General features: G+C 36.6%; 18 protein-coding genes, 1 tRNA gene, 1 other RNA gene and 1 pseudogene. 8 read left to right on the top strand and 13 right to left on the bottom strand.

Annotated features, from left to right (window positions below; genetic code table 11):
• Nucleotides 1-6: 6 nt before the first annotated feature.
• The 5 genes from nusA to ulaG all read right to left on the bottom strand — a co-directional run bounded on the left by nusA (nucleotide 7) and on the right by ulaG (nucleotide 4,446).
• Entirely contained in the window at nucleotides 7-1,491 is a 1,485-nt protein-coding gene (gene nusA, locus KPF51_RS03435; RefSeq protein ID WP_005726751.1) for a transcription termination factor NusA, read from the bottom strand.
• A 17-nt stretch (nucleotides 1,492-1,508) separates the two neighbouring features.
• A complete protein-coding gene (gene rimP, locus KPF51_RS03430) occupies nucleotides 1,509-1,964 on the bottom strand; it encodes a ribosome maturation factor RimP (protein WP_005726752.1) in 456 nt (151 codons plus the stop codon).
• Between the two features lie 208 nt (nucleotides 1,965-2,172).
• Nucleotides 2,173-2,249, bottom strand: a tRNA-Met gene (locus KPF51_RS03425).
• Nucleotides 2,250-2,513: 264 nt separating this feature from the next.
• Nucleotides 2,514-3,260, bottom strand: a complete 747-nt coding sequence (gene ulaR, locus KPF51_RS03420; RefSeq protein ID WP_005726753.1) for an HTH-type transcriptional regulator UlaR — start codon at nucleotides 3,258-3,260, stop codon at nucleotides 2,514-2,516.
• A gap of 94 nt (nucleotides 3,261-3,354) precedes the next feature.
• Nucleotides 3,355-4,446, bottom strand: a complete 1,092-nt coding sequence (ulaG, locus tag KPF51_RS03415; RefSeq protein ID WP_005751571.1) for an L-ascorbate 6-phosphate lactonase — start codon at nucleotides 4,444-4,446, stop codon at nucleotides 3,355-3,357.
• Nucleotides 4,447-4,796: 350 nt separating this feature from the next.
• Between ulaG and KPF51_RS03410 the strand changes: the two genes are divergently transcribed.
• Genes KPF51_RS03410 through KPF51_RS03400 form a run of 3 tightly spaced genes read left to right on the top strand, consistent with a single transcriptional unit; the run spans nucleotide 4,797 to nucleotide 7,794 of the window.
• Nucleotides 4,797-6,587, top strand: coding sequence for a PTS ascorbate-specific subunit IIBC (locus KPF51_RS03410; protein ID WP_061406132.1), 1,791 nt, complete (start codon nucleotides 4,797-4,799; stop codon nucleotides 6,585-6,587).
• A gap of 44 nt (nucleotides 6,588-6,631) precedes the next feature.
• Nucleotides 6,632-7,099 (top strand): PTS sugar transporter subunit IIA, encoded by a 468-nt coding sequence (locus tag KPF51_RS03405; RefSeq protein WP_064661066.1) that lies wholly within the window; start codon nucleotides 6,632-6,634, stop codon nucleotides 7,097-7,099.
• 17 nt (nucleotides 7,100-7,116) lie between these two features.
• Nucleotides 7,117-7,794 (top strand): 3-keto-L-gulonate-6-phosphate decarboxylase UlaD, encoded by a 678-nt coding sequence (locus KPF51_RS03400; RefSeq protein WP_005726756.1) that lies wholly within the window; start codon nucleotides 7,117-7,119, stop codon nucleotides 7,792-7,794.
• A gap of 402 nt (nucleotides 7,795-8,196) precedes the next feature.
• Here the strand turns inward: KPF51_RS03400 and KPF51_RS03395 are convergent, their stop codons facing one another.
• Both KPF51_RS03395 and KPF51_RS03390 read right to left on the bottom strand, forming a co-directional pair.
• Complete coding sequence (locus KPF51_RS03395; protein WP_061406133.1) at nucleotides 8,197-8,490, bottom strand: addiction module antidote protein; 294 nt, start codon at nucleotides 8,488-8,490, stop codon at nucleotides 8,197-8,199.
• A complete protein-coding gene (locus KPF51_RS03390) occupies nucleotides 8,487-8,771 on the bottom strand; it encodes a type II toxin-antitoxin system RelE/ParE family toxin (protein WP_061406134.1) in 285 nt (94 codons plus the stop codon). The genes KPF51_RS03395 and KPF51_RS03390 overlap by 4 nt, the downstream gene beginning before the upstream one ends.
• A 678-nt stretch (nucleotides 8,772-9,449) precedes the next feature.
• On the opposite strand from KPF51_RS03390, the gene ssrA reads away from it, so the two are divergent.
• Nucleotides 9,450-9,816, top strand: a transfer-messenger RNA (tmRNA) gene (ssrA, locus tag KPF51_RS03385).
• A gap of 233 nt (nucleotides 9,817-10,049) precedes the next feature.
• On the opposite strand, the pseudogene KPF51_RS03380 reads toward ssrA, so the two are convergent.
• Nucleotides 10,050-10,385: pseudogene (locus KPF51_RS03380) on the bottom strand (DUF3418 domain-containing protein); the annotation flags it as partial.
• Nucleotides 10,386-10,552: 167 nt separating this feature from the next.
• On the opposite strand from KPF51_RS03380, the gene KPF51_RS03375 reads away from it, so the two are divergent.
• The 3 genes from KPF51_RS03375 (at nucleotide 10,553) to KPF51_RS03365 (ending at nucleotide 14,408) form a co-directional block, all read left to right on the top strand.
• Nucleotides 10,553-11,104, top strand: a complete 552-nt coding sequence (locus KPF51_RS03375; protein WP_196766247.1) for a nuclease-related domain-containing protein — start codon at nucleotides 10,553-10,555, stop codon at nucleotides 11,102-11,104.
• A gap of 284 nt (nucleotides 11,105-11,388) precedes the next feature.
• The gene (locus KPF51_RS03370; protein ID WP_081106270.1) at nucleotides 11,389-12,978 is read left to right on the top strand and encodes an AAA family ATPase; all 1,590 of its coding nucleotides are present in this window, start codon (nucleotides 11,389-11,391) and stop codon (nucleotides 12,976-12,978) included.
• Nucleotides 12,969-14,408: a VWA domain-containing protein gene (locus KPF51_RS03365; RefSeq protein ID WP_061406137.1), complete on the top strand. Its 1,440-nt coding sequence runs from the start codon at nucleotides 12,969-12,971 to the stop codon at nucleotides 14,406-14,408. Before KPF51_RS03370 ends, KPF51_RS03365 begins: the two co-directional genes overlap by 10 nt.
• Before the next feature lie 148 nt (nucleotides 14,409-14,556).
• Here the strand turns inward: KPF51_RS03365 and hrpA are convergent, their stop codons facing one another.
• Genes hrpA through KPF51_RS03340 form a run of 5 tightly spaced genes read right to left on the bottom strand, consistent with a single transcriptional unit; the run spans nucleotide 14,557 to nucleotide 22,654 of the window.
• Nucleotides 14,557-18,468, bottom strand: a complete 3,912-nt coding sequence (hrpA, locus tag KPF51_RS03360; protein WP_061406431.1) for an ATP-dependent RNA helicase HrpA — start codon at nucleotides 18,466-18,468, stop codon at nucleotides 14,557-14,559.
• Entirely contained in the window at nucleotides 18,468-18,851 is a 384-nt protein-coding gene (locus tag KPF51_RS03355) for a DUF423 domain-containing protein (RefSeq protein WP_061406138.1), read from the bottom strand. The genes hrpA and KPF51_RS03355 overlap by 1 nt, the downstream gene beginning before the upstream one ends.
• Before the next feature lie 21 nt (nucleotides 18,852-18,872).
• On the bottom strand, nucleotides 18,873-19,325 hold the full coding sequence (locus KPF51_RS03350; protein ID WP_005716569.1) for a DUF441 domain-containing protein: 453 nt from the start codon (nucleotides 19,323-19,325) through the stop codon (nucleotides 18,873-18,875).
• 35 nt (nucleotides 19,326-19,360) lie between these two features.
• A complete protein-coding gene (locus KPF51_RS03345; protein WP_061406139.1) occupies nucleotides 19,361-20,587 on the bottom strand; it encodes a capsule biosynthesis protein in 1,227 nt (408 codons plus the stop codon).
• A gap of 9 nt (nucleotides 20,588-20,596) precedes the next feature.
• Entirely contained in the window at nucleotides 20,597-22,654 is a 2,058-nt protein-coding gene (locus KPF51_RS03340) for a capsular polysaccharide biosynthesis protein (protein WP_061406140.1), read from the bottom strand.
• A gap of 381 nt (nucleotides 22,655-23,035) precedes the next feature.
• On the opposite strand from KPF51_RS03340, the gene KPF51_RS03335 reads away from it, so the two are divergent.
• Nucleotides 23,036-24,904, top strand: a complete 1,869-nt coding sequence (locus tag KPF51_RS03335) for a protein HyaE (protein WP_211599575.1) — start codon at nucleotides 23,036-23,038, stop codon at nucleotides 24,902-24,904.
• The last annotated feature ends 9 nt before the right edge of the window (nucleotides 24,905-24,913 follow it).

Below are 24,913 nucleotides of genomic sequence, written 5' to 3'. Positions count from 1 at the left end.
CTCCAATTACTCACTGAACCAACAGATATTACGTGCCGCCATAATAAAATCGGCGGCTTGTTCTGCTGTCAAATCTTCAATATCCGCTAAATCATCAACACCTTGTTCTGCAAGTTCTTCCAGAGTAGTAATTTGTTTTTCTGCTAATTTCAACGCAATATGGCGATTCATTCCCTCTAATGCGAGTAAACGATCTTCAATATGCGCTTGTTTTAAGGCTTCTTCTTCTGCTAATGCCGCAGCCGTAATCGCATTTTTGGCACGCGCTTGCAATTCTTCGACCAAATCTTCATCTTCTAAGCCATCAATTGCGGTTAATTCACTAACTGAAACATAAGCCAGTTCTTCTAATGTAGAGAAACCTTCCTCAATTAAGATATGCGCAAAATCTTCATCAATTTCTAACGCATTCATGAATAATTTCAATACTTTATTATCTTCTGCTTGATGTTTTTGGTTCAGCTCATCAGTGGTCATCACGTTTAATGTCCAACCTGTTAGTTGGGTTGCTAAACGCACATTTTGACCATTTCGACCAATCGCTTGTGCAAGATTGGCTGGTTCGACTGCGATATCCATTGCATGTGAATCTTCATCCACCACGATAGAAGTGACATCTGCTGGCGCCATCGCATTGATCACAAATTGCGCAGGGTTATCATCCCAAAGTACGATATCCACACGTTCGCCACCTAATTCATTGGTAATCGCTTGTACACGCGCACCACGCATACCAACACAAGCACCCACTGGGTCAATACGTTTATCATTGCTTTTCACTGCAATTTTCGCTCGAGAGCCCGGATCACGCGCTGCATTTTTAATTTCGATCAGTTCTTCACCAATTTCAGGGACTTCAATACGGAATAACTCAATTAACATTTCCGGTTTAGCGCGGGTAACAAATAATTGAGCACCTTTGCTTTCTGGGCTCACTTTATATAACACACCACGGACACGATCTCCCGGACGGAAATTTTCACGCGGTAACATATCTTCACGTAATATCACGGCTTCGGCTTGTTGACCTAAATCTAATACAATATTGTCGCGATTCACTTTTTTTACTGTGCCGGTCACAATTTCGCCTTCTTGAGAACGGAATTGCTCAACAATTTTGTTACGCTCTGCTTCGCGGATTTTCGTGCTAATCACCTGACGTGCAGTTTGCATCGTGATGCGGTCAAATGCCACAGATTCAATTTGATCTTCTACATAATCACCTAGTTGCACATTAGGATCGTCAAATTGTGCCGCTTCTAAGGTGATTTCTTTTGTCGGATTAGTTACTTCGTCCACAACCAACCAACGACGGAAAGTATCAAACTCCCCCGTTTTTGTGTTAATCACCACACGCACATCAATTTCTTGCTCATACTTCTTTTTGGTTGAAAGGGCAAGCGCACTTTCTAACGCTTCAAAAATCTTTTCACGTGGTAATAATTTTTCATTTGATACCGCTTCTGCAGCCAATAAAAGTTCTTTACTCATTGCTCTGTTTGCTCCTTTTAGAATTTAGGAATAATATTGGCCTTTTGAATATTGCCAAATACCAAAATTTGTTCTTGCCCATCGACAATCAGGGTCAACATATCATTCTCAATTTTTTCTAATTTACCTTGCCATTTACGACGATCCAAAACAGGAATGCGCAAATGCACCACAATTTCTTGTCCAATATAGCGCTGATATTGATCTAATGTGAATAATGCACGATCTAAACCAGGTGAAGACACTTCAAGGTTATATTTATCCGCAATCGGATCTTCCACATCTAAAATCGCGCTCACTTGACGGCTCACATCGGCACAATCTTCCACTGTGACGCCACCTTCTTTATCTATATATAAACGTACTGTTAAATAGCGACCAGCACGCTGACATTCAATGCCCCAAAGCTCACACCCTAAATCTTCGACTGAGCTCTGTAGCAGTTCTTGTAACTTTTGTTCTAAGGTTGCCAAAATTACCTCTCTAATATGTAGGATACTTAAACACATCTGTCTTAGGATAACGTTATTGATAGGCAATATCGCCAACATCCAATAAATCAACCATAAATTTTAGACGTAAAAAAAGGACTCGCATGTTCAGTCCTTACATAAAAATTCCTCATTCAGATACGAAAAAACCCCATAATTTAGGGGCTTCTTTACTGAACTGTCTGTAAAGTGGTTGCGGGGGCCGGATTTGAACCGACGGCCTTCGGGTTATGAGCCCGACGAGCTACCAAGCTGCTCCACCCCGCGTCCGAAATATTGGCGTATTATAGCCTTTTAATGAAAAATATCAAGTTTTAATTCCAATCTTTTTTCTTTTCCACCCAATTTGCTTACGCCACTTATTTAAATTACCCCCATGAAGGCTTATCAAGGTATCATATTGATTGTTAGCTATTACACTTTCAACTACTCAATAACAATCATTCCTTTACGATAAACGCGTTGAGAGTGAATACAACGAACGACTGCTATAGATACCGCGTTTCTTGTTGTCATCTCGCACCTTTAAATTTATGCTAAAAGCACATTTAGCCCTTGACGTTTTAATGCTGCAATAATCTCAGCGTCCGCTTCTTTCCCTGTGATTAACAAATGAATATTGTGCAGTTCCGCAAATAACATACCGGCTTGTTTTCCAAGCTTTGAACTATCTAATAGAACAACTAATTTACCGACACGTGGCAACATTCTTTGTTCAGAGTTCGCAATTAACATATCGGTTTTATATAGCCCATCTACGGTTAATCCTTTACCACTGGTAAACATGATATTCGCTGCATAAATAGCCTCTGCATTGGTATTTAAAGACAACATAATAGCCTGATTTTTATTGTATTGCCCCCCCATAATCACTACATCATTATGATCATGCTCAATGAGATAATTCGCTAATGGCAAGAAATTTGTCATAATTTGTACATTCTTACCACAAAGACGGCTACCTAACATCAGCATTGTAGAGCCACAGGTCAGAATCACACTATCGCCATCCTGACAGAGTTTGGCTGCTAATTCAGCAATCCGTTTTTTCTCACCTGAATTATTGATGGCGAGCGGTTGAGAACGGTATGCTTTTTTCTCAATGACTTCCGCACCATTACGCACTTTTTTTAAGCGCCCTTGTTCATTTAATTTAGTAATATCCCGTCTTGCTGTTGCAGGTGAAACATCCAATAAGCGAATAATATCTTGCGTTGATAGCGCTTTCCTTTCTTCTAACAAATTCAGTAATTGTCTATGTCGATAATTTTCGTTCATTATTTTTACGTCCTTAGTTGCTTAGAAACTATTCTATCAATAATGAACAAATAAGCCACGTAAAATTACGTGGCTTACATAGTTAGAATACAACTTAAAGCATTGACTTAAACTGAATATTAGGCTCATGTTCAAAACAATCATCAAATCCACGAGGATGATGATATTCAAGCAAGTCTTTATCCTGTGGATAAACATACTTCCCACCCACTTCCCAAATAAAAGGATGGAATTGATATTGCAAACGATCCTTACGTAAACGCCAAAGATGTAAAATTTCATCGGTACTTGCCATGAAATTTGTCCAAATGTCGTAATGAACAGGAATGATCACTTTACAACGTAAACATTCTGCCATGCGTAACAAATCAATCGATGTCATTTTATCCGCAATACCGACCGGATTCTCCCCATAATTATTTAATGCCACATCAATATCAAATTCTTTTCCATGCTTGGCAAATTGAATAGAATAGTGAGAATCAGCACCATGATAAATATTCCCACCTGGAGTTTTAAAGACATAGTTTACCGTTTTACGCCCCATTTCCTCATCGGAAGGACATAACCCGAGTAACTCCCCTCCTTGCTCTTCAGCCCCTTCAACAGGTAATGTCACTAAACAAGTCCGATCAAACGAATCTAATGCGTGAATCTCAACATCTTTTAATTTTACAACATCACCAGGTTTAACAATAATGATCCGCTCCTCTGGAACCCCCCATTGTTTCCATAATTCCGCACAATGCCATGGACCCACAAATTTTACATGCTTTAGGGCTGGATTATTGACGATGGCAGCCGCAACATTCACATCAATATGATCGCTGTGATAATGTGAAGCAAGAATGAAATCTACTTCATTAATTGAAAAAGGGTCTAATACCATAGGTTGGGCGCGTAAGTTTGGCTGTAATTTACGTACTCCAGCCATATTTGCCATTTGGTGTCCACGAACCATATCTTTTACTTTTTTAGTTGATTTACCTCTTCCACACCATAAATCCATACAAATATTAGCGCCTGCTGGGGTCTTGATCCATACGCCGACACAACCTAACCACCACATAGCGACATTCCCTTCTGGCACAACTTCATTCTCAATTTCTTCATTTAGCCATGTTCCCCATTCAGGAAAAGTAGAAAGGATCCAACTTTCACGTGTGATTTCATTAATTTTACTCATTGTATTCTCCTATAAAACAACGCAAAACAAATCAAAAAACAATCATATTAAATCAAAATAAAAAATACAATAAGTGTAATTAGAATTTGTGATCTAGATCTTACTATCAACTCACATCGATAAAATAAATCTAAAAGCAATTATTTTTCATATTGTTATATTAAAAATAAATTAATTAATTTAAATATTACACGCTTTGTATAAAAATGTGAAACCGCTCACAAATTATCAAATATAATCTTTTATAATCTTTTTTTGCTGTTATGCTTATACCCAGATTTCTTGGATCAGGCCTTATCCAGAAATCTTTCATGCAAATATACACAATGAAAAAATCCAGAGGTGTCACTATGGAAACACTCTATAACCTATTCTTAAGCTTTAATAATCAAGTCCTTTCTAAAGCCCCATTTCTACTTGGTATTGTTGCTTGTATTGGGTACATTCTATTGAAAAAAGACACAACAACAGTTATCAAAGGAACAATAAAAACAATTGTTGGTTTTATGATTGTGCAGGCGGGATCTGGCTTTCTTGTCGCAAACTTCAAGCCAATAATTGAGGGGTTATCAAAATATCATAATTTGACGGGGGCAGTGATTGACCCTTACACCAGCATGCAAGCCACCATCCAAACGATGGTAGATAACTATGCGTGGGTTGGCTACGCGGTTATCCTGGCATTGTTTTTAAATATCTTATTAGTCGTATGCCGTAGAATTACAGGGATTCGAACTATCATGCTGACGGGACATATTATGTTCCAACAAGCAGGTTTAGTAGCTGTATTCTATATGATTATTGGCGCCTCAATGTGGGAAACGGTCATTTATACTGCCGTATTAATGGCGCTATATTGGGGAATCTCATCAAATATCATGTATAAACCTACCCAGGCAGTTACTGGTGGTGCAGGTTTTTCTATTGGACATCAACAACAAATCGCTTCTTGGATCGCAGTCAAACTCGCGCCAAAACTTGGCGACAAAAATGATACCGTAGATAAAATGAAATTACCGAAATGGCTACATATTTTTCATGACAGTATTTCCGCAACCGCACTTGTTATGACTGTATTTTTCGGCATCATTTTACTCTCTTTTGGCTTAGATAACTTGCAACAAATGGCAGGCAAAACCCACTGGTTTATGTACATTTTTGAAATGGGCTTAAAATTTGCCGTTGCTATCCAAATCATCGTCACTGGTGTACGGATGTTTGTTGCTGAGCTTTCAGAAGCATTCAAAGGAATATCTGAACGCGTTATTCCAAACTCTGTACTCGCTATTGACTGTGCGGCCATTTATGCTTTTTCGCCAAATGCAATGGTCTTTGGCTTTATGTGGGGGGCGATTGGACAATTTGTAGCTGTCGGTCTGCTCCTCGGTTTTAGTTCACCTATTCTGATTATTCCTGGCTTCATTCCGATGTTTTTCTCAAATGCAACGATCGGTGTCTTTGCGAACCAATTTGGTGGCTGGAAATCCGTCATGAAAATTTGTTTCATTATGGGGATCATAGAAGTACTTGGTTCAGCTTGGGTTATTCACTTACTTGCCACCCAAGGTACAACGTTTAATGGTTGGATGGGAATGGCGGACTGGGCATTATTTTTCCCACCAATATTGCAAGGCATTGTTAGCATACCGGGTTTCTTTTTTGTTTTACTGACATTAGCCATTGTTTATATGGTGTTTGCGTCAAAGCAATTACGTTCAGAAGAAGCCGCTGCCGCTGCACTTGGTAAAACCTTGGAACAAATGGATGGTTATGACAAGACAGAACATAGCCCAATCACACCGGATGACAGCGTCCAACATGATGTTCTAAAAACAGCCGTTAACCCTATTCGAATCCTCGCAGTTTGTGGTAGCGGGCAGGGTTCATCAATGATGATGAAAATGAAGATTAAAAGTTATCTGGACAAGCATAACATACCAAATACCTTGGATTCCTGTGCAGTGACCGATTATAAAGGCAAATTAAATGAAATCGATATTATCGTTGCTTCTCGTCATCTTGCCGATGAAATTGAAGTGGGTGAAGATAAATTTGTCTTGGGTGTACAAAACATGCTAAATCCAAATTCCTTTGGTCCAGAATTAATTGCCTTAATCAAAAAATATCAGCAAACCACTTAAAGGAGACGAATCCTTATTCAATCATCAACTAAATAGGACATACCATGAATTTAAAACAGTCGCTCATAGAAAATAATTCAATCAAACTTCATCAAACTGCTAAAAATTGGGAGGAGGCAATTAAACTAGGGACCGATATGTTAATCGCTTCGGGAGCCGTCGAACCACGTTATCACGATACGATTATCAAATGTGTTAAAGAACTAGGACCATATATCATTATTGCTCCCCATTTAGCGATGCCACACGCTCGCCCAGAGGATGGTGTCAATCGCACAGCCTTTGCCCTCGTCACGCTAGATACACCCATTTATTTTGATGGTGAAGATGAACCTGTCGATGTGCTCCTCACACTTGCGGGCAGTGATGCAAATCAACATATGCAAGGTCTCATGGAGATCACTCAGGTACTTGATGATCCAGACAGTGATACGGGCATTAATTTAGATAAAATTCGTCGTTGTCAAACTGCTGAAGATGTTTATGTGGTTATTGATGCAGTCTTAAACTAAATAAAAAAGGAATAATTATGTCAAAACCATTACTCCAAATTGCACTTGATTCTCTCAGTCTTGAGAAAGCGCTTTCTGACGCTAAACATGCCGAATCAATGGTTGATATTATTGAAGTTGGCACCATTCTCGCCTGCGCAGAGGGTATGAAAGCAGTGAGTACATTACGTGCATTACACCCGCATCACATTTTAGTTTGCGATCTCAAAACAACAGATGGTGGTGCGATTTTAGCAAAAATGGCTTTTGAAACGGGTGCTGACTGGTTAACCGTGTCTGCCGCGGCACATCCTGCAACCAAAGCAGCATGCAAAAAAGTCGCCGATGAGTTCAACCAGTCTCATCCCGACTTAAAAGTGAAAAAAGAAATTCAAATTGAAATCTATGGAAATTGGACATTTGAAGATGCACAGGAATGGGTAAAACTTGGTATTACACAAGCGATTTATCACCGCTCCCGTGATGCTGAATTATCAGGAGAAAGTTGGGCAAAAGAGGATATCGAAAACATGAAGCGATTAGAAGAACTCGGTTTAGCACTTTCTATTACAGGCGGGATCATTCCAGAAGATATCCATTTATTTAAAGACATTCGCAAAGCCAAAGCATTCATTGCTGGTCGCGCATTGATAGGGGAAAAGGGAAGAACAACGGCTGATGCGATTCATACTGAAATTGCTAAATATTGGACTTAGCTTTTTTATTCGTTCAATCTTCAACTTGCGCCTTTGTGATTCGAAAAGATGCAGTAATATTTAGCCCTGTACATTGGTATAGGGCTAAATACTTCAATCACCTTTACACAATAAAAATGAGAAATGTTAAAATTGAGCATATTGTTTATCAAAAGAATCATCAATTTATGCACTGAACGCTATATGTAATAACCCACTCACTATAGTTATAATGTAGCATACTAGATGTTCACTATCTTGTAGTATTCATTCACATTGACTACCTCAAAACTCCATCAAACTGTCTCCAGATATATTTTTTACTTTTTATGGTTTTAAATGATCTAAAATAACTAAAGCGATGGCTCCCTACCAAGGTGAGTTAACATCAAAAAATAAAAAGTACTTGCCCCCTGGCATTTTTTAGATGTGCGTTGGGACAAGTTTAATACCTAAGGAATGCATAATTTTCATTATCGTATCAAAACGTGGCTTGCTACCGTATGATAATGTTTTATAGAGGCTTTCTCTTCTTAACCCTGTTTTTGCTGCTAACTCCGTCATTCCTTTTGCTCTTACAACATCACTTAAAGCGGAAATAAATTCATTAGTATCACATGTTTCTAAAACTTCACTTAAATATGCCGCAATCATTTCTTCACTGTCTAGATGTTCAGCAATATCAAACAGTTTTAATTTTATTTTTTTCTTACTCATACTTTTACTTCCTCTTGTTGCTTTATTTCTTTCCACAACTCTCTCGCTTTAACAATGTCTGATTTCTGTGTTGATTTATCGCCACCACAAATTAATAAATAAGTTACTTCTCTATATTGTCCATAGTAAACTCTATAACCCGAACCTTTTATAATTCTCATCTCATACAATCCATTTCCAATCGATTTATGATCGCCAAAATTACCATTCATTGCTTTGTTAATACGAGCAAGAACAGCAGATTTGGCGGATAAAATTTTTACCTCCTTTAACCGACCCACTAAATATTATTGTTTGAATAATAGTAAACATACTCTCTCCTTTTTCATAAAGGACTGTATCCATAAGGATACAGAAACACAACAATATTTTTATATCCAATTTATTTTTCGTGACATAGCCTACAAATTCAGCAATTAAAGCCCCTTATTGTGTGCACAACAAAACGAGATAGTTGTACTCTTTAAAAATCTAGATTAAAAAGGCTCTTCTGGAACTTTTAGGCGGTTATCCACTCGCAATCTGCCGTAAATCGCTTTTCTACGATACTTCGAGATAAACTATATGATACTTACAGTCTCATCTTGTGTGTGATAGAGTTGAATCATCATTAGATTTACTTACCATGAGTTATCTCCTATATGTTGAATTTTGGTTTTCAGCCTTTATTCATTATAGAAGGATGTTTTGTTCCACTTAGTGCTTAAGCTCTTCTATTCCGTACGCAAAGCGTATGGTTTTTATAGATAGATGTTGTCTAGTTATAGTAATCAGGTAATTTGCTGATCTTTCGAACAGTAAGAGATACGTACATTCACCCTATCACTCACCTTTTTCCCAACAAAAGTTTTATTTTCCTTCTGTTCGTCAACATAGTCTCTATATTTAGGATTATGTTGAATTGTACTGTAAAATGCTTTTATTTATGGGGGATTTTTGCTAGACTAAGCCAACTTTTTGGGGCTGATTCTGGATTCGACGGGATTAGCGAAACCCAAGGTGCACGTCGAGGTGCGGTAGGCCTCGTAAATAAACCGCAAAAAAATAGTCGCAAACGACGAACAATACGCTTTAGCAGCTTAATAACCTGCTCATAGCCTTCTCTCCCTAGCTTCCGCTCGTAAGACGGGGATCAAGAGGAGTCAAATTCAAACGAGATCGCGTGGACGCCTCCGCTTGAGGATCGAAGCGTTAAATTGAATCAAGCTAGTTTATCTATCGCGTGTCTGTCCGCAGTGGGTAAATGAAATTAAAGACGAGACTAAACGTGTAGTGCTGAAGGTAGAGTAATTTCGGACGCGGGTTCAACTCCCGCCAGCTCCACCAGAGATTCAAAAAAGCTAGAATAATCAATATTCTAGCTTTTTTATTATTCTATAAAAGTTATAAAAATGAGGACTAAAGTAGGGTTTTAGGTAGAGATGACCAAAACAAGTCGTATTTATCCCTACTATGATATAATATTTTTACAATAACATTATTTAATAATCACCAAAACTCTAATTTTTAAAATCAACAAAATATCAAAACGCTAGCATCTACTTCGTCTCACTTCTCATTTACCCCAGCTCCCTAATCACATTCAAAATCCATTTATCGGAAATCGGGTATTTTGTGCCGAGTTGTTGTGCAAATAAACTCACTCGTAGTTCCTCGATAATATAGGGAATTTCTTTCACGCCTTCCGAGTGCGGTTTGGATTTAGGCAGTTTTGCCAGTAGCTGTTGATAGGCTTGGCTAACTTGTTCTACCCTTAGCATCACGGCACGATCACGATTGACATCTTGTAACAATTTATCAAAACGTTTATTAATGGAGATTAAATAACACTGCACACCATTTAATCGGTTATTGCTTATTTTTTGAATAAAACTTTGATAAACTAACGGGTCGATATATCTTGTGTTTTTACAAAAAATTTAAATATATATTGTGCATCTTTAATAAAGAAATATTCAAAATATAAAAGGAATTATCTATGGAAATTCAAGATTGGGGAGGTGGCTTAATCAGTTACGAAGTAAGGGCGATTGAAAAAATCAAATAAGCATTTTCAAACGCTATAAAAATAAATCAGCCTATTAAAGGAAAAGGGTTTAAGGCATTATGTACTTTAAAATCTATTTTCTCATGGCAAGGCTATTCAGATTGTCGCTTTGTTGATGTGAAAGAACGTAAAGAAGGTGAATTTGATTCAGTGATTGTGATGCATTGTAATGTTTTGATTGTAGAATTAACGCATTGGAATAGAAAGATTATACCTCGTCAATATAAATGGTATTTAGACAATAAAGATATGGGGGATTCGCCCGTTTCTATTACACGAAGCAAGCAACACTTACTGGAAAAGAAACTGGATAAATTCAAACAACAATTTACCAATAAAGACTTTCGTCCACAGATACATTTTTTAGTGATGATGACAGGTAACGCCGATTTTAGCCAACTGCATGATGGTGAGAAAATGCACGTTCTTACCTTGGCGGATTTTCTTAAACTTAAAAACGAACACGAATTTGACATGCGCTTCCGCTCACACCCAGGGAGTAAAATCTTAAATCAAGATTTTGCTCTTTTTGATAAAAGGATTTTTGGGGGAAATGCTAAACACTAAATCATAATTATGAGATCATGCCTAGTGGGGCTGGACATGATGCAACGTACAAACAATACGGTCGTCAATCAGTTCTAACGCTTTGCCAAATGGGAAGAAATATAAGCCAAGTTTGGTTTTGTAATATAGAACTCGTTTATGACGATATTGATTTTTGTATGAAAGAGATACGAGTAAGGATACGAAAATCTAATTAGAGGAAATACTAGAATATTTTACATTTAACTACCAATTTAAAATTACTATAATTTGCATGTATTTTACACTTAAGGAAAAATTACCAAATGAATAATAAAAAATTTAAACAATCCCAATCTTTGCAAGATCTTGGCAACATGATTAATACTCAAAAAACGGCTATGCAAGATCGTATATCTCGCCTACTTCAACAACTTAATACCAATATGCACGAAAGAGAGCAAATTTTGGCAATTACATTGTTAGGTGCGATTTCAGGCCAGAATACTTTTCTATATGGGCCACCAGGAACAGCTAAAAGCTTGATTTCTAGAAGATTATCCTATGCATTTGAAACATCAAATTATTTTGAATGTTTAATGAACCGTTTTACTACGCCCGAAGAAATTTTTGGCCCTATTTCTATTCAAGAGCTAAAAGAGGATCGTTATATGCGACAAATAGAAGGTTATTTACCAACCGCAGATTTTGCTTTTTTAGATGAAATTTGGAAATCAAGTCCAGCTATTTTGAATAATCTTCTGACCATCATTAATGAACATATTTTTAAAAATGGGAATGAAAGAATTGATGTACCATTAAAATCTCTTATTTCCGCTTCCAATGAAGTGCCTGCAGAAAATCAAGGATTAGATGCATTATATGACCGTTTTATTCTCCGATTATTAGTTCCACCAATTCAAGAAAATGATAATTTCAACCAACTATTAAATAGTAAACCAAGCTCAGAGAAACTAAATATAAGTCCTGAATTGATTATTAGCACGAAAGAATTAGGTCAATGGCGAGAGCAATTACATAATGTATCGCTTAGTAATGACACATTATTAATTATCAAATATATCCGTCAAGAATTAACAAATAAATTTGATAAATTGAAAGTCTATGTTTCTGACAGACGCTGGCAAAAAGCTGCATTATTATTAAAAGCGTCGGCATTCTGTAATGGACGTATGGAAACTAACCATAGTGATGTTGTTTTATTAAAATATTGTTTATGGACTACGCCTAATAATCGGGAGATTGTAGAAAATATAGTAATGAATGCAATTAAAGCGTGTGGTTTTGATAGTGGAATTGACTTAGCTGATTTAGATAGAGAAAAAGATAAATTAGATAAAGAGATTCATAAAGAACTTTATCATTCAAAAGATATTTATGATACGGTTAGTTTAGCGAATAAGAAAAAATATTTTAAAGTAAATGCTAATTTTAAATCTAGATGGCGTGGTTCTCAACCTTGGTTAATTTATATTGACTATTCTAATTTTAAAAACAAAGATAATTTTCATCCAGTGGATGAGAATGGAAATGAAATGAGTAGATTTATTTGCAATTTTAATAAGCAAGGTAGTTGTATTATTAAAGATAGACAGGGAGATTATGATGATTTTGAATTTATACCCAAACCACTTTTTCATAAAGGCGATAAAAAAGATGATATTAATAAAAGGTTAATAAAATCTCTATCCGATTCTATTAAAGAAATTCGCCAAGAATTAACAGAAGTTTTAAATTTAGTGGAAGATAAAAATAAAAAATATAAAGAGCAACTCCAAAGCCCATTTGTTTCTGAAAATGAAATTGATATCGCCGTAAGTGGTATTCTGGAACAAATAGAACAACTCAAATTACGCATTGCTGATTGTGAACGTTTGGAGTCGTTATGCCAATAAACTTCTTATCAGAAAAAGGGATTATTAAAAAATCCCTTTCTGAAAAATATGAAAGCCTTATTAAGCGCCCACAACTTGCAGAATATTTAAGTGAAAATATTCGTAGTTGGTTTAAGAAAACAGAAAAATCTATTCAACTGGAAACCCCATATCCTAAATTCCGTCAGCAATGGAAAATTTGGAATAGCGAATTCCATAAGAATAAATCTATTTTAAATGATAAGGTTATTCAAGAATACCAAGCGTTTTGTAAATCAGTTGGCATCCCTTTTGATTATTCTTTTTGGCATAAAAAATTACAAAGCAATAACGAAGAAAAAGAAATTACGTCTAGTTTATTGTTGAAAGAGTGGCAGAAAAATCTAGATAAATCTCAAGCTCAATGGGAATTAGAGCAAATTGAGCTTGCAAGAAAAAAATTCCTTGCAGAGTTAGAAAAATGGTTGGAGCTTATTCAGCAGCTAGATCAGCAACTTTCTCCTTTAGGCTTAGATTTTGGAATCTGGTTTGATGATAGTGTAGGCTCTTTAACACTACAGTCAATTAAAGAGCTTACTCGTTGGGCAAATTATTTTGCACAAGATAAAGAAGCACAAAAAATAGCAGATTTATTAGGCAAAATGCGACAGATTGAGCAGTCATCAAAGATAGAACTAGTTACCCAGACAATAGGAATTACCGTACCGGTTGTTGATGTTAATTCAAAAGAAGAAATTATTGGCCTAAAATTAGGAAAAGAATTGGAGTATGTTATTCCTTCTGAATTAGCATTAATGGCAGATCCTGATACCGCTATTTTATTTGATCTAAAATATTTGGAATCAAAATTAGTTTGCTTTGAATTACAAGGAACAGCCTTTCAAGATGAACAAATGGAGATTAGGACAGAAATAGAAACTGAAGAAGATCAAAAACTTGGACCGATGATTTTATGTATAGATACAAGTAGCTCAATGACTGGTACACCTGAAAATATTGCTAAAGCAATGTCTTTATATTTAGGAAATAAAGCTAAAGCAGAAAATAGAAAATGTTTTGTCATTAATTTTTCAACAGGTATTGAGACTTTTGAAATCAGTGCCACAAAAGGTATCTCAGATTTGGTTTCTTTTTTGAGTAAATCATTTCATGGTGGAACAGATGCAGCACCAGCATTACGATACGCTTTATCGTTATGCCAATCGGAGAATTATGAAAAAGCAGATGTTTTGATGATCTCTGATTTTGTAATGGGAACATTACCTGAAACCTTACTTAGAGATATAAAAAGCCAAAGAGAAAAAGGAAACCAATTCCATTCTTTAGTTATCGGTAATTTATTTATGGAACATAGATTAAAAACCCATTTTGATAATGAATGGGTTTATAACCCAAGCTCACATCAAATAGAACAATTAGTTAAGTTTCAACAAAATATCTCCCCACATTAATTGCATTAATTGAAAATATAGGCAATTAGAAACAGTCGTGACGAGCTGAATACTATCTAGGCGGCTCTTATCAAAAATCGTTATAACTGGTCAAAATTTAGCAAGATTTTTCAAAAATTTCTGAAAATTTTGACCCGTTGCATTGTAACTACCCCACCTCCCTAATCACATTCAAAATCCGTTTATCTGAAATCGGGTATTTAGTGCCGAGTTGTTGGGCAAATAAACTCACACGCAACTCCTCAATCATATACGGAATTTCTTTCACCTCATCAGAGTGCGGTTTGGATTTTGGCAGTTTTGCCAGTAGCTGTTGATAGGCTTGGCTAACTTGCTCTACCCTTAACATCGCAGCACGATCACGATTCACATCTTGCAATAATTTATCAATCCGTTTATCAATGGCCTGCAAATAGCGTTGTAAATCATTTAGGCGTGTATAACCCGTTTTCTGCACAAAGCCTTGGTAAATCAAGCCATTGAGCTGTGCTTTAATATCGGATAAGGCAAATGCCATCGTGAAATCCATTTTGCCCTTTAAGCGTTTGTTTAGTTCATAAGTCAGTGTGAGGATTTGTTCTACTTGTTTGGCAATTTCTACGGTAGTTTCATTTAAATTTTCACGAATAAAATCCCGTAGCTTGTCGAAATCCGCCTCGTTCCAAACCAATCCACCAAACTCCACAACCAACTTATCCACCGCACAAGCAATACAGTCATCAATTAGGTCAAGCACTCGCCCAAATGGCGTGAAATACAAGCCGAGTTTCGATTTATTTGGTAGCTTTTCGTGCAAATACTTGATTGGTGAAGGCACGTTGAGTAACAATAAACGGCGTAAGCCTTGTTGCATTGCGACCTGCTGTTCAAATTCTGTTTCAAAGAGCTTAATACCCACCGCTTCTTTTTCATCTACAATCGCCGGGAAAGCTTTCACAGTAAAACCGCGCTTTTTCTGCTCATAGCATTGTGGCAAGCTGTCAAAATTCCAAACGTGAATACCACTTTGCTCAATGCCATCATCCGCTACCGCAGAAATGCTTTCCTGTACTTGATCTTTTAATTGGAATTTAAGGTTGTCTAAATCCATGGATTCCGCAATTTTTTTGCCTTTATCATCAATCACTCTAAAGGTCATTTTTAAATGACTTGGTAACTGATCCAATTGCCAGTTTTCTGCTTCCACCGTCACCCCTGTCATACGACGAAGCTCGTAAATCAAACTCTCTAAAAGCGGTTTTTCAAGGGGTTTAGCTCGTCCTAAAAAGGCATCGGCATAATTCGGTGCGGGCACAAAATTACGACGTAAGGCTTTCGGTAAAGATTTAATTAAGGCAATAATTAATTCCTTACGCAATCCCGGAATTTGCCAATCAAACCCCGTCATTTCCACTTGGTTTAATAAAGGCAATGGAATATGTACTGTCACACCATCGGCATCCGTACCAGGCTCAAATTGATAAGTAAGCTTAAATTTCAAATTGCCTTGGTGCCAGAAATTTGGGAAATCCAATTCACTGACTTGTTCCGCATTGTCTTTGGTTAAAAAGGCTTTTTCAAAATTGAGTAATTCAGGATCTTGTTGGCTTATCTTTTTCCACCAACTATCAAAATGGCGCTGCGACACCACTTCCGTGCTAATGCGTTGATCATAAAAGTCAAACAATGTCCGTTCATCCACTAAAATATCGCGACGACGGCTTTTATGTTCGAGATCTTCGATCTCTTTGATCAGCTGACGATTTTGGTGGAAAAACTTATGTTTCGTGAACCAATCTCCTTCCACCAGCGCAGATTGAATAAAAATTTCACGACTAAGCAGTGGATCAATCGAACCATAATTCACTGGGCGACTTGCCACAATAGGTACACCATAAAGGCTCACTTTTTCATCCGCTAGCACCGCCCCTTTAGACTTTGACCAGCGAGGCTCCGCGTAGGATTTTTTCACTAAATGCAAGGCTAGAGGCTCGATCCATTCTGGTTCAATATCCGCCACCATTCGTCCCCAAAGCCTTGAGGTTTCCACCAATTCCGCAGCCATGACCCATTTGGGTTGTTTTTTAAACAGCACGGAATTAGGGAAAATCGCAAAGTGAGCATTACGTGCCCCCAAATATTGGCTTTTTTCATTTTCTTTCATGCCAATATGAGAAAGCAAACCACTCAAAAGTGCGGTATGAATTTGGGCATATTCTGCAGCTTGTGAATTAATCGGCAAGCCCATTTCTCGCACGGTTAAACGAATTTGATGATAAATATCCTGCCATTCACGGATTCTTAAATAGTTTAAATAATCCTTTTGGCACAAACGGCGGAATTGATTTTTCGATAATGCTTTTTGTTGCGTTTGGATAAATTGCCATAAATTCAAAAAGGCGAGAAAATCGGATTTTTTATCGGCAAAACGGCGATGTTTATCGTCAGCAGATTGTTGTTTTTCCTGCGGACGTTCACGGGGATCTTGAATAGAAAGCGCAGACACGATAATCATCACTTCATGTAAACAATTCAATTTCACCGCAGTCAACAACATTTTGGCTAAACGCGGATCCACTGGCAGTTGCGCTAATTGTTTACCCTGTTGTGTTAATTGACGCTTTTCGCCAAATTTGGTTTTCACAAAATGAAACGCTTCCAACTCTTCGAGGAGTTTAATGCCGTCTTGGATATTGCGTTTATCCGGCGCATCAACAAAAGGAAAGGCATCAATATCATCTAAGCCCAGTGCGGTCATTTGTAAAATCACCGAGGCTAAATTGGTGCGTAAAATTTCAGGATCGGTAAATTCAGGACGGCTGTTAAAATCCTCTTCTGAATATAAACGAATACAAATCCCTTCACTGACCCGTCCGCAGCGTCCTTTACGTTGATTGGCGGACGCTTGTGAAATCGGCTCAATCGGTAAACGCTGCACTTTAGTGCGGTAACTATAGCGGGAGATTCTGGCAGTACCCGGATCGATCACATATTTGATCCCCGGTACCGTTAAGGAGGTTTCTGCCACGTTTGTGGCAAGCACAATGCGGTTTAAGCCTGATGGATGAAAAATTTTATTCTGTTCTTGTGCTGACAAGCGAGCAAAGAGCGGTAGGATTTCTGTGTGTTTTAAATCTTGTTTTTGCAATGCTTCTGCGGTATCACGAATTTCTCGCTCGCCATTCATAAAAATCAAGATATCGCCACGCCCTTCCGCTTGCAGTTCATCCACCGCATCTAAAATGGCTTGCAATTGATCTTGCTCTTCATTTTCTACCACGGGACGATAACGCACTTCCACCGGATAAGTTCTACCTGATACTTCAATAATTGGAGCATTGTTAAAATGCTTGGAAAAACGTTCTACATCAATGGTAGCAGAAGTAATGATCACTTTCAGATCGGGACGTTTTGGCAGAAGTTGTTTTAAATAACCTAGAATAAAATCATTATTCAGGCTACGTTCGTGTGCTTCGTCAATAATCAGCGTATCATATTGATTCAAAAAACGATCGTTTTGAATTTCAGCTAACAAAATTCCATCGGTCATCAATTTGACCATAGTATTATCACTGATTTGATCGTTAAAACGTACCTTATAACCGACAAGATCGCCCAGCTCAGTTTTTAATTCTTCGGCAATACGGGTTGCCACAGAACGTGCGGCGATTCGACGAGGTTGTGTGTGCCCAATTAAACCTTTGGTTCCGCGCCCTAATTCCAAACACATCTTGGGTAATTGCGTAGTTTTACCCGAGCCCGTCTCTCCCGCAATCACCACAACTTGATGTTGTGAAATCAATTTTTGAATTTCTGCTTTGCGTTGGCTAACCGGTAAATTTTCTGGAAATTCAATTGTTTTGACCGCACTTTTACGTTGCATTAAACGCACTTGTGCGAGTTGAATCTGCTCTTCAATTTCAGTGGCAACCGTTTGTTGCGTTTGTACATTTTTAATGCTGGATAGCCCCTTAATACGTGCCAACAACTGGCGATAATCCACATTCATCACATCTTTTAATTGTGTGAAAAGTGCCTGTTGCAAGGTATTAAATGGACTGTTCTTAGTGCTTTTTTTCATCATGACTTATTTTTATAACTTCTATAAGCTAACATTGCCCAACCAATTAGAAATAACGTGCCACCAATTGGCGTTAACCAAGCAACGGATTTTGTTGCCCCTAACGCTAAGGCATACAAACTGCCACTAAAGAGAACAATACCTAAACTCCAGGTTGAACCAATCCAGTTTATCACTCGATCTATGTCTGCTTTTAAATATAGCTGCAAGGTACCCAATACCATCAACGCGATTGTATGAAAGAATTGATATTTTAATCCGGTTTCAATCCAGGCAAGGGCTTTTGGCGTCAAGGTTTTTTCTAAGCCATGCGCCGCAAATGCACCGAATGCAATACAGAAAAAGCCGCTCAATGCGGCAATAAATAACCATTTATTTTTCATCTTGTCCTCTTAACAATAATTTTAAGATTTTCCTAAGAATAAAGATAAGATCCCCGCGGCGATTAACGGTCCAACTGGAATACCGCCAACAAAAGCAACACCAAGAATGGTCCCTACCAATAATCCAGTTAATAATACAGGTTGTGCGCCCATTAATCCAACACCACGCCCGCCTAACCAAGCCACTAATAATCCAACGGCAACAGCAAGCCACATTTTCCAATTTAGAAAAACCGCCAAATGCGGTAGCTGAATTTTACCTGACACAATCGGACTTAGCACGCCAATCGTCAAAATAATAATACCCAATGTGATGCCGTGCTTTTCCATAAAAGGAATATATTTGGCTAAAAAAGTTTGCTGCATCAATAACAAAATTGCAGCAGAGATGGTGACGGAACTATTATTACTGAGTACGCCCAGTAAAATTAAAACCACCAGTAATAAGGCGACGGTATTAAATTGTAAAGACATAATTTTCTCTAGTTTGAACTTAAAGGTTAAAATAGTTATTGATTATAAGGATAGCGTAAAATGACTTTGCTATAGAAACTCCCATTAATCTGTGTTTTAGATAAGTGATACTTTCGATATGCTTCAAACACTTTCGCCTCTGGCAATCCCTTATTATGCCAGAAACTGTGCAAATTACCTTGATAAGTTAATCCTTCAAAGTTGTAACTTGCTCTGCCTAAGGTCAAAACTGGCATACGGTGTAACAAGGCAGAAATTCCACTTGTACTATTTAAGGTAATCATTCCCTTCCCTTTTCTCAATAAAATGGGTGTCGGAACGTCATGAACATAAAAGATTCGCTTTTTAAACGCGGGATATTGTGTTTTATATTGTTTAATTACATGCCCATAATCGACAAATCCCCTATCCATTGGGTGATGCTTGATAATCAAATTAAGTGCGCTCGGAGCATGATGAATAAATGACTCCAAGATTTCCTTTAAAAAAGCGTCAACACTTTCATAGTCACAATGTATTCTCACTTGACTATCATCATACACTTGCAAAGGCACGAGGAAAAAATCCCCTAATTTACCCTCGGCTACTTTCTTCCCAAAAGAACGATCTTGCCAATAATAGTAAGCTCTTTTTATTCCTGAAGTTAGCCATAACTTAATATAATATTTCAAATCTAAAATACGATGATGTTGATAATCAGGATATTTATGTTGATTAAAGTAGGCTTTGGTATAGTATTTTATCGCAATAGTTGCCAATGGAATAAAGCCTTTTGCTAATTTTTCCGGTGCCGAGATCTCCGAGCAACACGCGGCTTGTGATAAAAAGAAGTTAGCATGACGAGGTAATTGCGAATAATCATTAACGCCCCCTTTTTCTAGGGTTACATATTCTGGTCTTAAATAGCCTTCTTCAAAAACCCAAAACGAAATTTTCTGTTTATCTGCAACGATTTTAGCAATGCGATGATAAGCCCGTGTATCACCAAAACAAATAATCGCATCAATCGAATGTTGGTGACAAAAAAAACGAAGATACTGGTCAAACTGATCTAACTGTCCCTGGTAGGCAAAAGTCTGAGGAATAGAATTAGGATAAAAAGCCTCATCACCAGAATTAAAATTTATTTTAAATACTTGTTTGTGAAACGTTTTTAGCCATGCTGACAGTTCTGTAAAAAAAGGACCAATTGGACCTTGTAATAATAAATAGTTCGTTGATGATTCAAGTAATTCATCTAAATTATGCTTAAGCACATCCATATTAAGACACTACCTCAAAACAGAATAAACATTTTTTAATTTCATAAAAATATTCATAAAATAATTTGTATGTAATTTATTATTTTTTATTTTTCGACGTTGCTCGATCAGAATATCAACCGCTCGCTGCACATCGATCATTGTTTTTGTTTTTGGGTCAATATATTGTGGGTAATAAATCAGCACGCCAGCAATTAATTCTAAAAGACTTAACTTCCGACTTCTTCGGTTTAGAGAAAGATGATCCACTGTTAGCCCCCAGTTAGAATAAAAAGGCAAGCCATAACAATGTACTTTTTTCTCGCGCAGTAACGCTTCAAACCCCGCTAAAGAGGTCATCGTATGCACTTCATCCACTTGGTTAATGCAATCCAATATATTGGCTTTCTCAACCACGAAATCAGCATACTGTCGATAATCATCTAGACGATCTGTGTTTTTACGATTGCCTGCAACCACATCAGGATGAGGTTTATAAATAATATAGGCTTGGGGATTATTTTTTCTGACCGTACATAATAACTCTGCATTAGTACGAATACGCGGTGAACCATATTGAATTGAAGCATCATTTTCCACTTGTCCCACAACTAAAAGTTTATTTTGTCTGATGTGTGTTAGGCATAAGTGTGTATGTCCCACATTATATTTACCAATATGTTGCTCAATCAGTGTTTTCTTTAACGTTTCTGCGCGCTGTAAATCCTTTAGAGTAAAGGATTGATGCTGTAGAATATCCTCTAATCGGGAACGAGATTGGGCGTCAAAATAAATGCCAACGTCATCTAAAACTAATGATATCGGTGGCGTTAAATTAGACCCTAACCCAACTGAACGTAAAAAACCATCTTCCATTCTCAAAAGAGGAAGTTGCTGTTGCTTGGCATATTCAACCACTTCAATATGTGAATGTCCCCACACCACTATTTTAGCCTGAGATTTCTCGTGAATACATCGCTTTAGCTCATGCACATTCAGCACAAAATGTAAACGACAGCGTGGAAATTGAAAAAAGGGTTGAACCACTTTACGTTTCCAAAAGCGCATACCCACACAATAAATATCACCAGCTAACTGATTGGTTACTTTTTTTGCTTGAATCAGATAATCAATGACATCAAACAATGTGCCTGATTTACCCGTATTAGGATTAATATAACGACAATATTGAAAATAAGCAGCATAGAATAACTGCAACAATGAACGCTTCGCTCTTCTCTTACTCTGTTTTAGCTGACGAATATACGCATGCCGATCATCCGTCAATCCCCAACCAGAAAACCAGGCAGCCCCAAAAGTCACGACAGTTTTTCCTAACAAAAGGGCCTCAAACCCAGTGTGAGATGTCACGCAATAAACTTTATCAACATGCTTTAGTAGTGAGATAGAATTAAAATCTTCTGATAATACTTTTACTCTTGGAAATTGCTGATATTCCGTTAAATAGCCTTGTTTTTTACCACACATTACATCAGGATGGGTTTTTAACCAGATTTCTGCTGTTGGATTTTCAATAATCGCACGTTCTAACATATGTAGAAAATCACTCTGCTCGGCATTCCCGAAAGTAACTGCCATATCGCCATATGTTTGATCAACGACTAAGACAATCGGCCTCTTCGTATTCTGTAAAGGTGTATCAATAGCGTGGTTATATTTGGAAAGGTTATGTGTACAAATTAATTCAATTGCATATTCAACTTGATCGACTTTTTCCTGAAGTAATACATCTTGAGAAAGAATTAAGTTTTCTAAACGAGAAGGCTGATTGATATCATAATAAATACCAATATCATCGTACACTAATGAGAAAGGTGGATACCCATCCACACCCAGTCCAATAGAACGTAAAAAACCATCTTCTATCGTCGCATAAGGTAAATCATGTTGTTGTGCAAAATGCCTCGCTTTCTTTGATGATGCTTTATATCCCCATTCTAAAATACATGTTCTCTCCTTTTTCCATGTGACAAATGGAGAGAACATTTTCAAGCGTTGGGTAAAAAAACCGCTTAAATAAGGAATTTTTAACATCCCTTTAGAAAAAATAAGAAACTCTTGATACATATTTAATCTAATATAGTCATATAAAGTTGACATATCATATATTAAACATGACTAGTTAATCATTAAATATTAAACAACCTCAACTTAATAAAACAAATAATAAACAAACAAGGTAAAAAACAAACTAATACTGAGCAAATAAAAAACGGATTAATATAATAACGATATATCAACCTCTAAAATAGACCAAAAATAAATCACTCGAGACAAAAGAACAATTATAATCCAAATATTAATTAATAAATAAACACCTAGCGCAACAAATAATCAAACAAAATCACATTTAGATTTATTTAAATTAAAAATATAGATTATATTTTAAATATAATGCTAGAATTCGGCACCAAAATTTTTCTCCAGCTGTAAATTAGAGATAAAGATATGAAAAAGGTTATTATCATTGGACATAAACAGTCTAACTATCAAGATGTTGAAAAGGTTTTTCAATGTTATGGGATGAATCCCCCGCTTCCATCAAAACGTGAAAAAATGTCCCCCATCGAAATTGGCCATGTGCTTAATAAAGTATTACCAAGTCTTGAGCACACACCTAAAAATGTATCTTTACTTTCTAATAAGAAAAGCAAAATAAAAAAAGGGAATTCAGCCAAAAATAAATCTCATAAGCACGCTAAAACGAACACAATACAAACGACTTCGAGCATCTGGGATAACTTATCTCTCGATTTGATGCTCGCGAATATCGAGCAAAATTTTTGGGGATGGTCTGATCCTAATGCAATTCAAATATTAGATTATTGGGCTAACCTTGACCCAAACATTCATTTCGTCTTTGTTTATGATAAGCCAGAAAATTTATTCCAATATCATAGCTTAGAAGAAGCTCTCAAATTAGATAAACACACCGTACAAGAAAAATTTGAAGAGTGGCAAACCTACAATGAAAAAATCATAACTTACTTTAATAAATATAAAGATCGTAGTGTATTACTGAATACACAACAACTCCAAAATACGAAAAAAACATCACTGTCTGAAATTTATAAACATATTTCTGCACCTGATGCATTAGTCAAAAAACTGAATGAACCTTCTCTAAATAAAGAGATGGAAATTATTGAAGTAAACCAAGATTTATCTCACCAAGAAGAATGTCCACTGTCTAACTTTATTGTTAGCCAAATTATAAAAAATTCTCCTACTGTTACGCAGGTATATGAAGAATTACAGTCGCATGCTGATCTGCCTTATATTTCAGAACAAAAATTAGTAAATGATGCCGATTTTGCTCTCCTTGCATGGAAAGATATGATTCAAAAACAAGTCGATGCAAATCAATATCAACATGAAAAAGAATTAGAACTTAGCACAATAAAAGAACGTCAATTAGAGGTTACAGAGAAATATCAATTGACGGAACAAAAACTGTCAGAAACACAAAAAGAAATCGAACAAATTAAAGATGAAAATAGAAAAGTCAAATCTGAAAAAGTAAAACTCACTGCATCTGTTCAATCAATGAGCAAAATACTTTCTGAGAAAGAAAAAGAGATTTCTTGCATAAAAAGTGAAAATACAAAGATTAAAGAAGAAAAAATTAAAATTGATGAAGCATACCACTTAACCAAGAAAACCTTGTCGGATAAAGAAAAAGCTCTCAAAACGCATCAAGATGAAATTGAAGCGCTCAAGATAATTTTTAATGAAAATATTTCCGTACAAGAAGATATGCAAGAAAAATTTCAGGAAGTCAATAAAAGAAAACAAGAACTTGAACAAGAGCTAAAAGCCATATCGGATAAGAAAGCATTATTAGAAACAGAAAACAGCCAAAAAACCCAAGTATCTGAGTCTTTAGAAAATGAAAATAAAGTGTTATTAGCTCAACTCCAACTCATTCAAGAAGAATTAGAAAAACTTTATATTGACAATCAAGTATTAAAAGCTAAACCACGCCTTTACGGTGCAGCTGATCGCATAAAAAACCAATTAACTTATCGACTAGGTTACAAAATACAAAGACATGGAAGAAGTCTATTTGGTCTCATTTTTCTTCCCCTTATCTTATTTTGCACTTATTTGCGTTTTAAAAAAGAGATGAAAAAGTACGAATGGAATACCCTCCCACCAATTCACGAGTATGAAGACGCGCATAAAGCAAACCGCATTAAAAGCCATTTATCTTATAAATTGGGTGTCATCTTTTTACAAGAAATCAAAAATCCGTTTAAGTGGCTTACTCTCCCTTACAAACTGATTAAAGAAGGTAAACAATTCAAGCAAAGTTAATTTTTTAAG

This window comes from Pasteurella sp. XG20, assembly GCF_018968665.1.
Taxonomy (GTDB): Bacteria; Pseudomonadota; Gammaproteobacteria; order Enterobacterales; family Pasteurellaceae; genus Pasteurella; species Pasteurella multocida.
Note: the sequence above shows the minus strand (reverse complement) of the source record. Positions and strands in the feature narration are given on the sequence as shown.